The 11,295-nt window shown below is 59.5% G+C and carries 11 protein-coding genes; 6 read left to right on the top strand and 5 right to left on the bottom strand.

Features of this window, described 5'->3' with window-relative positions:
- Window positions 1-84: 84 nt before the first annotated feature.
- The gene (gene zinT, locus QZ766_RS07855; protein ID WP_297199797.1) at window positions 85-711 is read left to right on the top strand and encodes a metal-binding protein ZinT; all 627 of its coding nucleotides are present in this window, start codon (window positions 85-87) and stop codon (window positions 709-711) included.
- Here zinT and ydeE read toward each other — a convergent pair.
- Window positions 705-1,895: an efflux MFS transporter YdeE gene (gene ydeE, locus QZ766_RS07850; protein ID WP_297199791.1), complete on the bottom strand. Its 1,191-nt coding sequence runs from the start codon at window positions 1,893-1,895 to the stop codon at window positions 705-707. The genes zinT and ydeE overlap by 7 nt on opposite strands.
- Before the next feature lie 178 nt (window positions 1,896-2,073).
- Between ydeE and eamA the strand changes: the two genes are divergently transcribed.
- Window positions 2,074-2,973: an O-acetylserine/cysteine exporter gene (eamA, locus tag QZ766_RS07845; protein WP_297199789.1), complete on the top strand. Its 900-nt coding sequence runs from the start codon at window positions 2,074-2,076 to the stop codon at window positions 2,971-2,973.
- A 28-nt stretch (window positions 2,974-3,001) separates the two neighbouring features.
- Here the strand turns inward: eamA and marB are convergent, their stop codons facing one another.
- The 4 genes from marB to QZ766_RS07825 form a co-directional block, all read right to left on the bottom strand.
- On the bottom strand, window positions 3,002-3,220 hold the full coding sequence (marB, locus tag QZ766_RS07840) for a multiple antibiotic resistance protein MarB (protein ID WP_297199785.1): 219 nt from the start codon (window positions 3,218-3,220) through the stop codon (window positions 3,002-3,004).
- Window positions 3,221-3,235: 15 nt separating this feature from the next.
- Window positions 3,236-3,628, bottom strand: coding sequence for an MDR efflux pump AcrAB transcriptional activator MarA (gene marA / locus QZ766_RS07835; RefSeq protein ID WP_297199795.1), 393 nt, complete (start codon window positions 3,626-3,628; stop codon window positions 3,236-3,238).
- Window positions 3,628-4,080, bottom strand: a complete 453-nt coding sequence (gene marR, locus QZ766_RS07830; RefSeq protein ID WP_297199782.1) for a multiple antibiotic resistance transcriptional regulator MarR — start codon at window positions 4,078-4,080, stop codon at window positions 3,628-3,630. The genes marA and marR overlap by 1 nt, the downstream gene beginning before the upstream one ends.
- Window positions 4,081-4,288: 208 nt before the next feature.
- Window positions 4,289-5,482, bottom strand: a complete 1,194-nt coding sequence (locus tag QZ766_RS07825) for a sugar transporter (protein ID WP_297199779.1) — start codon at window positions 5,480-5,482, stop codon at window positions 4,289-4,291.
- Window positions 5,483-5,626: 144 nt separating this feature from the next.
- Here QZ766_RS07825 and QZ766_RS07820 point away from each other — a divergent pair, with 144 nt between their 5' ends.
- From QZ766_RS07820 to QZ766_RS07805, 4 genes are all read left to right on the top strand, one after another.
- Window positions 5,627-6,424, top strand: coding sequence for a PhzF family phenazine biosynthesis protein (locus tag QZ766_RS07820; RefSeq protein WP_297199777.1), 798 nt, complete (start codon window positions 5,627-5,629; stop codon window positions 6,422-6,424).
- On the top strand, window positions 6,425-7,219 hold the full coding sequence (locus QZ766_RS07815) for a PhzF family phenazine biosynthesis protein (RefSeq protein WP_297199774.1): 795 nt from the start codon (window positions 6,425-6,427) through the stop codon (window positions 7,217-7,219).
- Window positions 7,220-7,825: 606 nt separating this feature from the next.
- The gene (locus QZ766_RS07810) at window positions 7,826-10,900 is read left to right on the top strand and encodes an autotransporter serine protease (RefSeq protein WP_297199771.1); all 3,075 of its coding nucleotides are present in this window, start codon (window positions 7,826-7,828) and stop codon (window positions 10,898-10,900) included.
- 79 nt (window positions 10,901-10,979) lie between these two features.
- Window positions 10,980-11,295, top strand: a 316-nt coding sequence (locus QZ766_RS07805; protein WP_297199767.1) for a hypothetical protein, incomplete at its 3' end; no start/stop codon positions are given.

The following is an 11,295-nucleotide window of genomic DNA, read 5'->3' as shown; positions in this document are numbered from 1 at the left end:
GCGCAGCCGGCTTGAGTGAGGTGATGTTATGGTATAGCATCACCTTTTTTTCGACCGAAGGAATCTGTCGTGACGCACAAACCTCTGCTCTATCTTGTGACTGTTCTCAGCGCGCTGCCCGCCGGCGGCGCATACGCCCACTCCCACGGGCATCAATTTACCGAAGCGGAACAGAAGGCCTCTGAAGGGGTTTTCCCCGATGCCGATGTCCGCGACCGCCCGCTGTCCAACTGGGACGGCATCTGGCAATCCGTATGGCCGCTGCTGCAGCACGGCGACCTCGACCCGGTCTTCCGCCAGAAGGCGCAGAAGGACGGGAGTAAAACCTTCGAGCAGATCAAAGCCTATTACACCACCGGCTACCGCACCGACGTGGATAAAATCAGCATTGAAAACAACGTGATTGAGTTTGACAGCGGCCGCAAGGTGGCCTCCTGCGAATACCGCTATGACGGATATAAAATTCTCACGTACGTTTCCGGTAAAAAGGGCGTGCGCTACCTTTTCAGCTGTCACGATCCGAAAAGCGAGGCCCCGCGCTTCGTGCAGTTCAGCGACCACATGATTGGCCCGCGCCAGTCGATGCACTTCCATATCTTTACCGGCAACACCTCGCAGTCAGCGCTGCTGAAAGAGATGGACAGCTGGCCGACCTACTATCCCGAACAGCTGTATACCCACCAGGTGGTGGAAGAGATGCTGCATCACTGAGATACCGCCGCGCGCTGCCGGCTGATGTGCATGCCCCGCAGGATCATCAGCCAGGCACCGACAATCGCCGCAATCATTGCGGCAAAGACGGCCCAGGCGGGCAGGGAGCTTAAAATTATCCCGGTTAACATCGGGTTGGCTGCGGCCCCCAGCCAGCCCAGCGCCTGGGCGGAGAAGTAGCTTGCTTTCATGCCCGGCGGGGCAATGTTGTCAATCAGCATATACTCGCCGGGCGCATAGATAATTTCCCCCACCGTAAACAGCGCTGTGGCAAATCCCCACAGCCACAGATTCTGGTGCGCGCCGATAAACAGGGTAAGGCCGATAATATAAAACAGCGTCCCGATATGCATCAGGCGGCGGATATTCGCGGCGGTGATCGCCCGGCCAATAAAATACTGCAGCGTCACCACGATAATTGCATTCACCGGCAGCACCACGGCAACCACCTGCTGCGCGAAGTCGGCGCTGTCCATTTCAACCAGCACATACTGAGAGATGCAGGTGGCAAATGACCCGCCAACGTAAGATGCAAGCAGACCAGAGAGGGTATACCAGAACAGCGCCCGGTCTTTTAACAGCAGCGAGGGCTGCCAGGGCGCTGCTTTACTGTCCTCATCGCGGGTTGCCTGACGGTGCACATAGACCTGAATAAATGCCAGCGGAAAGGCGGCGCATACCGCCGCCAGCCAAAAGGGCAGCTGCAGGCTGTACATCACAAGCCAGGTTCCGATCGGCGGGCCCACCGTCCAGCCAATATTCAGCAAGCTGTAGTTAAGTGAAAAAATCTTCGCTTTTTCACCGGGAGCCAGCGCGTCAGAAAACCAGGCTTTCAGCACGGTGGCAAACACCGAATAGGCGCAGTTGATGGTGGCGAAAAAAAAGATCACCAGTGGAATGCTGTTTACCAGCGGAATAGCCACAAATCCGGCGATAAATACCCCAATCGCCACCAGCATATAGCGCTTCTTATCAAACTTGTCGGCCATGATGCCGAAGCCCAGGCTGAACAGCACTCCGGCGGTGAGCGCCAGCGTCAGGGCATAGCCGATGGCCTCCACGCTCATGGCGTACTGGCGGTTCAGGTAAATGGTCATAAACGGCAGCGTGGCGCCGCGGCCAATAGTCAGCAGCAGCGATGAAGCGAGCAGCGCGGCGGTGGGACGCCGGAGAGAAGCGTGCATGGTCGGTGTCGGTCCGTATGTGTGCGTTTTTATTGTGTCTTTTCAGGAATACCATGACAGATGCAGCGTGTACAGATGGCAATGTGTCCTTCCGTGCCCGCCAAAATTAATGTCTGTTCCTGCCGCGTTATTTTCGCTACTTTAAAACACTTTACAAAAATTTAACCTGGAAGTGTTCATGTCGCGCAAAGACGGGCTGTTGGCGTTGCTGGTAGTGATGGTGTGGGGGCTGAATTTCGTGGTCATCAAAATAGGGCTCCACGCGATGCCGCCGCTGCTGCTGGGCGCGCTGCGCTTTATGCTGGTGGCCCTGCCGGCGATCTTCTTCGTTCCTCGCCCAACGGTGCCGCTGTCCCTGCTGGCGGGCTACGCGCTGACCATCAACTTTGGCCAGTTCGCCTTTCTGTTTAGCGCCATTCATCTGGGCATGCCTGCGGGACTAGCCTCGCTGGTGCTGCAGGCGCAGGCGTTCTTTACCCTGTTCCTCGGGGTGTTTGCCTTCAACGAGCGGCTGCAGGGCAAGCAGCTGGCGGGACTGGCTATTGCGGTGATTGGAGCGGCGGTGCTGATAGAGGCCAGCTATAGCGGGGAGCACGTGGCGCTCACCGGATTTTTGCTGTCGCTGGCGGCGGCGTTTAGCTGGGCCTGCGACAACATTTTCAACAAGAAAATCATGCAGCATCCCCGCCGTCCGGGCGTATTGTCGCTGGTGGTGTGGAGCGCGCCGATCCCGGTTCTGCCGTTTCTGCTGGCGTCATATCTGACCGACGGGCCGTCGGTGATGCTGTCGAGCCTGATGAATATCGACGCTACCACGCTGCTGTCGCTGGTCTATCTGGCCTTTGGCGCCTCGATTGTCGGCTACGGCCTGTGGGGGGCGCTGCTTGGGCGCTACGAAACCTGGCGCGTGGCCCCGCTGTCGCTGCTGGTGCCGGTGTTTGGCATGGGAAGTGCGGCGCTGCTGCTGGGAGAGAGGCTAAGCGGCACCCAGCTGGCGGGGGCGCTGCTGATTATGCTCGGGCTGTATATTAACGTCTTTGGGGTGCGGATCCGGCGGGGTAAGATCGTTCGGACATAAAAAACCCCGCTTTCGCGGGGGAAGGAAACTAGCGCGAACTGCCGTTATAGTACGGCACGCCAAGCTCGTCAGATTTATCGCTGCCAGCGCCCCGGTGATTGAAGTCGAAAGGCGAGTTCTCATGGGCTGAAGGCATTATCATCGTTCCCCGGTCATTGTGTTCGGGGACGATCCGCGACTGCTCCGCAAAGCTTTGACCGCTGACCAGCACCGTTAAGGCGAGGGCGGCGCCCGCAAATAATTTCATAGTATCCTCGATGCCCTAGTGGCACTGATGGCATTCGTGATTGATAGGCAGCAGATAACGTGATTCGCCGTGCATGTTGGTAATGCGGTATTTGTGCGGCGGAACGTCGAAATAGTTTTTAAACGTCCGGGTCAGCGTCTGCTGGGATTCAAAACCGTAGCGCTCGGCCAGATACAGAATTGGCTCGTTGCTCTGTTTGAGCTTCTGGGCAATCTCGGTGAGCTTGCGGCTGCGGATGTACTGGCCCAGAGAGTGGCCGGTTTCTTTCTTAAACATGCGCTGCAGGTGCCATTTTGAATAGCCTGAGCGTTCAGAAACCTTCTCCAGCGACAGCGGAGATTCCAGGTTCTCTTCAATCCACTCAAGAATACTGTGTATCGTGATGGCGTCATTATTACGTCTGGACATCATCTTTCCTCTTCTGATTCCGACAGAATTTTCTTGAGCAGCAGCTCAAGCGTGGCGATTTCTTCTGCCGATAAGTTTTTTGTAAGTTCCTGGTGCAGGTCTGTTCCTACCAGCTGGTGGCACTCTTCGCTGATCGCTGCGCCCTCTGGTGTCAACTGCACCAGCACGCCGCGTTTGTCATTCGGATTGGGCAGGCGCTCAATCCAGCCTTTACACGCAAGACGATCCAGCATTCTCGTCAGGGCACCGAGATCCACCGACAGCGCTTTCTTCAATTCGCCCGGGGTAATGCGCCCCTGGCAGCGGATGGAGCAAAGCGTTTTAAACTGCGAAGCGGTGATATCCATCGGCGACAGGTATTCGCTCAGCAGGCGGTCTTTCTTCTGGTTTGCCATATAGATCAAGCGCCCGAGTGGAATAATGTCGTTAAACAGGTCACTGGTGCTTTTCAAAATGGTTGCCCTGGCAAGTAGATTAGTTGCCCGCGATATTATTGCCCAGGCAAACATAAGTCAACTGAATGGAATCGCAGATCACACTTTTTGCTAAAGTGAGCCAGATCACTTTTTTAAACGATGAATTGTAGTAGGGAATTCGTAGATTTGCTGGAGGGCCGGACGCGCGTCCTTCAGAACACGCGCCGGTAAGGTGAGTCAGAGATTAATGCTGGTGCTGCTCTTCCAGCGGCGTCGGCCAGCGGCGAAAGATAACCACCGACCAGATCAGCGCCGCCAGGGCGGGCGCTGCGCCAATATAACCAATGTCCGCCATCGACAGGTGCAGGCTTACCTGGTTACCCAGCAGCGCGCCGGCGCCAATGCCGATATTGAAAATGCCGGAAAACAGCGCCATCGCCACGTCGGTGGCATCCGGGGCCAGCGCCAGCACTTTTACCTGCATCCCCAGCCCGATGGTCATAATCGCAATACCCCACACCGCGCTCAGCAGTCCCATGTGCCATTCGCTGGTGGCGGACGGCATCAGCATCAGCAGACACAGCGTGAGCAGGGCGATGGCGCCGCTCACCAGCGAAGAAGCGTGGCGGTTACCCAGCTTGCCGAACACCAGCGAGCCAATAATGCCCGCGCCGCCGACGATAAGCAGCAGCAGGGTGGCAAAGTTGGCATCAAACCCGGCGATGTTAATCACGAACGGTTCAATGTAGCTGTAGGCGGTGTAGTGGGCGGTGACCACCACCGCCGTCAGCAGATAGATGCCGACCAGCGCCGGGCGGCGGAACAGCACCGGCAGGCTTTTTAACGAGCCAGAATGCTCGCTGGGCAATTTCGGCAGCAGCTTCACCAGCGCCATCAGGGTGATAAACGCCCCGATACCAATTATAAAGAAGGTGGTGCGCCAGCCGAAGATTTGCCCGACGATGCGCCCGATGGGCAGCCCCAGCACCATCGCCAGCGCGGTGCCGGTGGCGATCAGGCTCAGCGCCTGTGCGCGCTTGCCGGCAGGCGCCAGCCGAATAGCGAGGGAGGCGGTAATTGACCAAAATACCGCGTGAGCAAAGGCAATGCCGATGCGGCTAATCACCAGCACGGTAAAATTCCACGCCAGAAATGACAGCACGTGGCTGGCAATAAACAGCACGAACAGGCCGATAAGCAACCGGCGCCGTTCCATCTGCCCGGTCATTAGCATGAAAGGCAGCGACATCAGTGCCACTACCCAGGCATAAATAGTCAACATAATGCCGACCTGTGCGGTCTGCATATCGAAGCTCGCGGCGATATCCGAGAGCAGGCCCACCGGCACAAACTCGGTGGTATTAAAAATGAAGGCGGCAACGGCAAGAGTTACCACCCGCAGCCACGCAACCTTGCGTGAAACGGTATTTGTTGGCATAAAAGTTATCTGGGCTGGTTGCGGAGAAGAGAGGACGATCTTAAAGCCAATGCCGCGCGTAAGACAATCATTTTGTGACGCAGATCTCATACTTGACCCTTATGGCGCGCCAGCAACCCGCCTCCCCATACAACAGGACGTAACATGCTTACCATTCCGTTTTATCTGATAGATGCTTTCAGCGATCGACCCTTTGGCGGTAACCCGGCGGCCGTGTGCCCGCTGGTTGCTTGGCTGCCGGACGACATGCTGCTCAATATGGCGCGGGAACATAACCAGTCGGAAACCGCTTTTTTCGTGCGCACCGATGACGGTTTCGAGCTGCGCTGGTTCACCACTCAGGGCGAAATAAACCTCTGCGGCCACGCGACGCTCGCCAGCGCGCACGTCATCTTCGAGTATCTCGATTTCCCGGACACTGAAATCCGCTTCTCCACCCGCTTTGTCTGCGAGCTGCGGGTGCGCCGCAGCGGCGACTGGCTGACGCTGGATTTTCCGGCCTGGCAGACGCAGCCGGTTACACCGCCGCCGCTGCTGCTCTCGGCGCTGGGCATTGACAGCGCCAAAGAGATCCGCGCCGCCCGAGATTATCTGGTGGTGCTGGACAGCCAGCAGCAGGTCGAGGCGCTGGAGCCGGACATTCACGCCATGCTGCCGCTGGGCAAAATGGTGTGCGTCACCGCCCCCGGCGACGAGCTGGACTTCGTCAGCCGCTTTTTCTGTCCGGGGGAGTCCGTGGCAGAAGATCCGGTCACCGGCTCGGCCCACAGTATGCTGATCCCCTACTGGGCGGAGCGGCTGAATAAGCTTCATCTGCAGGCGGCGCAGCTCTCCGAACGCGGCGGCACGCTGCGCTGCGAATACCTCGGGGAGCGGGTGCTGATCGGCGGCCAGTGCCGCACTTACCTTATCGGCGAGATTGGGCTGCGTGAGGCGGTATAAATGACTTCTCCGATACCGTTCTGGCTGGTTGACGCCTTTAGCGAGCGTAATTTTAGCGGCAATCCTGCTGCAGTCTGCGCCCTGCGCGGATGGCCGTCCGACGCGCTGCTGCTGGCCATGGCCCGGGAGCACAATCAGTCCGAGACGGCGTTTTTTATCCCGGAAAAGGGCGGCTTTGCGCTGCGCTGGTTCACTACCCGCAATGAAGTTAACCTCTGCGGCCACGCCACGCTTGCTACCGCCCACGTCATTTTCAATCATCTTGACTATACGGAAGGCGAGATTGCTTTTCGCACTGCCTCCGGCATCTTGACCGTTAGCCGCGCCGGAGAGTGGCTGACCCTTGATTTCCCCCGCGGTGAAACCCGGCCCGCCGCGCCGCCGCCGGAGATGCTCGCGGCGCTGGGTATCAGCAGCTTTGCTGCCTCGCGCCGGGGACGGGCGTGGCTGATTGAGCTGGACGATGCCGCGCAGGTGGCGGCGCTGGCACCGGATATCGGCAAGATGCTGCCCGGCGAGCACAAAGTGACGGTGACGGCGAAAGGCAGCGGGGAATATGACTTCGTTAGCCGCTTCTTTTCTCCGGGCGAAGCGGTATGGGAAGATCCGGTTACCGGCTCCGCACACACGATGCTGATCCCGTACTGGAGTGAAAAACTTAACAAGACGCAGATGCTGGCCCGGCAGATCTCGGCCCGCGGCGGCGACGTGCGCTGTGCGCTACAGGGCGATCGGGTGCTGATGAGCGGTCAGGCCACAACCTGGCTTCAGGGTACGATTTTCCCCTTTGTTTAACACCACGCGTTCGGGTACCGGGAAATAATGACCCGGTGCCAGAGCGTATTGCAGCTTAATATTCCACAACGTTATTGACTCTATTTTTATATTATAAGGCAGATGCCAGAGAATATATTCTTACTTTCGGCCGCTTTATTATTCATGATTTCCCGCCAAACACCTCATTGCACCGCCCAATCGCCCATTGCTAAATATTGGCTTTGCTTATTACCCTGCCATCATTAAAAAAACTAATCACCAATCCTTCCTGAATAATTGACAGCGATAAGTAACTTGATATTGTTAAATGTGTTTGATGTTTAAAAACATGTCTATATCCTAAATAATTCGAGTTGCTTGAAGGCGGCAAAAGAGAGAATCCCCCGGGAGCTTACTGGAGTCAGTGACCGGGGTGACGAGCGCAGCCAACGCACAAGCAGTTTGAATTATGATGGGGATAAACGCATTACTTTCTACCCTGAAGAGCTCAGGCTGCACCAGCGACTGGCCTGTACGGCCTGTGCGTGCGGGTAGCCTCAGGCATGAAGGGATTATAACGATATTTGCCCTTAATAATTCGAATCGCCTGAATTATGACGGGTATCACAGTGGATGATAACTTGCATGAAGAACAGGGTTAATAAAACTATTTCCGCGCGCGCGCGTGGCGGACACTATTTTCTACCATGGGCACCGGCGTTAATTTGCCTCTGCGTCTCCCAGGCGATTGCCGCCGGAGAATATAGCGAACCTGGCCGTCGGGGCGATGCCGCCAGCTGGCGTACGCCGGAATTTAATGCCGAATGGGGACTCCATGCTATTAATGCGGAGCACGCCTACGCGGCGGGCTACAGCGGCAAAGACGTCAAGCTTGGCATATTTGACCAGCCGGTCTATGCAAAACACCCGGAATTTGTCGGCGACAATAAAGTGGTGAACCTTGTCACCACGGGAATAAGGGAATATACCGACCCGTACATCCCGGTTAAAAAAGGGGAGCAGTTCCGCTATGACGGCACGCCGAGCGTCGACTCCAGCGGCAAGCTGGGATCCCACGGCACCCACGTTGGCGGCATCGCCGCCGGCAGCCGCGACGGCGGCGCGATGCACGGCGTCGCCTACGACGCGCAGATAATCAGCGCGGAAAACGGCGATCCCGGTCCGGAAGACGGCATAATCCTCGGCAACGACGGCGCGGTATATCAGGCCGGCTGGCGCGCGCTGCGGGAGAGCGGGGTGCGCATCATCAATAACAGCTGGGGTATTGGTATTACCGAGAAGTTTGACCGCGGCGGCTACGATCCGGCCTATCCGCACTTCACCGAAGCGGATGCGCAAAAGCAGTTCGATCAGATCAAGACGATACTCGGTACTACTCCCGGCGGCGCCTATCAGGGCGCTATAGATACCGCCCGCAGCGGCGTGGTCGTTATTTTTGCCGCCGGTAACGACGGCAATCTCAACAATCCCGACGCCATGGCCGGCCTGGCCCGCTTCGTCCCCGACATCGCCCCCAACTGGCTGTCAGTCGCCAGCCTGCAGGACCCGAAAAACGACGGCAATTACAGCATCAGTACCTTCTCATCCCGCTGCGGCTATACCGCCAGCTTCTGCGTCTCGGCGCCGGGCACCCGGGTTTACAGCTCGATTATCCAGGGTACCAGCCCGGAAAACCTCACCACCGGCTATGCAAAATTTAGCGGCACCTCGATGGCCGCGCCGCACGTGGCGGGCAGCATTGCGGTGCTGATGGAGCGCTATCCCTACCTGACCGGGGCTCAGGTGGCCGAGGTGCTGAAAACCACCGCCACCGATATGGGCGAGCCGGGCATCGATCCGCTGTTCGGTTGGGGGATGGTCAACCTGGATAAAGCGATCGGCGGTCCGGCAATGCTGGTTACTGAGCAGGATATCCCCGAGGCGTTTCGTATCGACGGCGCCTATGGCGATGGGCAGTTTGTTGCAAATCTGCCGGGTATCGGCGCGGTGCTGGATGAGGGTAAACCGACCCAGCGACTGTGTAACAGCGTTCTGTGCGGCTGGGATCTCTGGAGTAACGACATTTCCGGCCACGGCGGCCTGACTAAAACCGGTGTTGGTACTTTGATCCTCACCGGCAACAACAGCTACTCCGGGCCGACCCGGGTCGATCAGGGACGGCTGGCGATTAACGGCCGGGTCACCTCCGACGTCAGCGTCCAGAATGGCGGCGTGCTGGGCGGCAGCGGGCGCATTGGCTCCCTGACCGCCAACCGCGGCGGGACGGTGGCACCGGGCAACTCCATCGGCACGCTGTCGGTGGATCGGGACGTGACCTTCGCCCCGGGCTCGCGCTACGCGGTGGAAGTGGGGCCGAACGGGCAGAGCGACCGCATCGACAGCCGGGGCGCAGCGCAGATTAACGGCGGCGACGTGACGGTGTCACTGGAAAACAGCCCGAATCTGCTCTCGCAGCAGGAAGTGCGCAGCCTGCTCGGCCAGCGCTACAGCATCCTGACCGCGCAGAACGGCGTCAGCGGACGGTTCGACTCGGTGTCGCCGAACTACCTGTTTCTGGGCACCGCGCTGGCCTATCAGCCAGACCGGGTGAGCCTGGAGGTGGGACGCAACGATCGCAGCTTCGCCAGCGTCGCCGAAACCCGCAACGAGCGTTCGGTGGCGGCGGCGGCGGACACGCTGCCGGCGGGGCATTCGGTGTATGAAAGCATCCTGACCCGCGGCACGGCGGGCGAGGCGCGGCAGGCGTTCCGCCAGCTCGACGGGCAGATCCACGCGGACATCGCCTCGGCGCTGGTGAACGACAGCCGCTACCTGCGGGAGACCCTGAACGGGCGGCTGCGCCAGGCGCAAGGGCTGGCGGGTCCGGCGGACATCAAGGCGGACGAGAGCGGCGCGTGGGCGCAGCTGCTGGGCGCCTGGGATCATGCATCGGGTACTTCAAACGCCACCGGCTATCAGGCCAACACCTACGGGGTGCTGCTCGGAGTGGATGCTCCGGTAGCGGACGGCTGGCGGCTGGGCGTGGCGACGGGCTACACCCGCACCAGCCTCGATGGCGGCCACGGGGCGAAGGGCGACAGCGACAACTACCACCTGGCGACCTACGGCGCGCGCCAGCTCGGGGCGCTGGCGCTGCGGGCGGGTGCGGGCTACACCTGGCACCGCATCGGCACCTCGCGCACGGTGGGTTACGGGGATAAAGAGTCCTCCAGCTACAGCGCGCGCACCGCGCAGCTGTTCACCGAGGCGGGCTACGCCCTGCAGGCGGGGTGGCTGAATCTTGAACCGTTCGCCAACCTCTCGTACGTCAACTTTGAAAACGACCGCATCCGCGAGCACGGCAGCGCGGCGGCGCTGGCGGGAAGCAAGCAGCACACCGACGCGGCGCTCTCGACGCTGGGGCTGCGGGCGGACACCCGCTGGCAGGTTGAGCCGGGCACCGACGTGGCGCTGCGTGGCGAGCTGGGCTGGCAGCACCAGTACAGCGACCGCGACCGGGCGACCGGGCTGCGCTTTCGCGGCACCGACGCGGCGTTTACGGTGAACAGCGTGCCGGTATCCCGGGACGGTCTGGTGATGAAGGCGGGCCTTGAGGTGGCGGTGAACGACCGCGCCGCGCTGTCGCTGGGCTACGGCGGGCTGCTGTCGTCGAACCACCAGGACAACAGCGTCAACGCCGGGTTTAACTGGCGCTTCTGATTTTTACTTTTAAACAGCGGAAGGCCGGCCAGAAGCCGCTTTCCGCTGTTGTTTATGACAGGGTAGGGAGAAAGGGTTAATGGTAAAAAATAGCAGGATCGGGCAGCGTCGGCTCGGCGCGCGGCGGCTGAAAATGGTGGTCTGCGGCATGATAATGGCGGGCTACGCTCAGGCAGAGACCTATATCGACCCGGGGCGCAGCGGCGATGCGGCCAGCTGGCGCACGCCTGATTTCAACGCCAACTGGGGACTGAACGCGATCCACGCCGATGCCGCCTACGCGGCGGGCTACACCGGGCAAGGGCAGCAGGTCGGCATTTTCGATACGCCGGTCAACCACCATCCCGAATTTGCCGGGGACGGAAAGCTGACTAACGTGGTGACCCAGGGCATTC

Source organism: uncultured Pluralibacter sp., assembly GCF_913775985.1.
GTDB lineage: Bacteria > Pseudomonadota > Gammaproteobacteria > Enterobacterales > Enterobacteriaceae > Pluralibacter.
Note: the sequence above shows the minus strand (reverse complement) of the source record. Positions and strands in the feature narration are given on the sequence as shown.

Coding starts and splice junctions, on each gene's coding strand:
- QZ766_RS07820 (WP_297199777.1), top strand. CDS start 5,627: ATGCTTACCATTCCGTTTTATCTGATAGATGCTTTCAGCGATCGACCC.
- QZ766_RS07810 (WP_297199771.1), top strand. CDS start 7,826: ATGAAGAACAGGGTTAATAAAACTATTTCCGCGCGCGCGCGTGGCGGA.
- QZ766_RS07815 (WP_297199774.1), top strand. CDS start 6,425: ATGACTTCTCCGATACCGTTCTGGCTGGTTGACGCCTTTAGCGAGCGT.
- QZ766_RS07825 (WP_297199779.1), bottom strand. CDS start 5,482: ATGCCAACAAATACCGTTTCACGCAAGGTTGCGTGGCTGCGGGTGGTA.
- ydeE (WP_297199791.1), bottom strand. CDS start 1,895: ATGCACGCTTCTCTCCGGCGTCCCACCGCCGCGCTGCTCGCTTCATCG.
- marB (WP_297199785.1), bottom strand. CDS start 3,220: ATGAAATTATTTGCGGGCGCCGCCCTCGCCTTAACGGTGCTGGTCAGC.
- marA (WP_297199795.1), bottom strand. CDS start 3,628: ATGTCCAGACGTAATAATGACGCCATCACGATACACAGTATTCTTGAG.
- eamA (WP_297199789.1), top strand. CDS start 2,074: ATGTCGCGCAAAGACGGGCTGTTGGCGTTGCTGGTAGTGATGGTGTGG.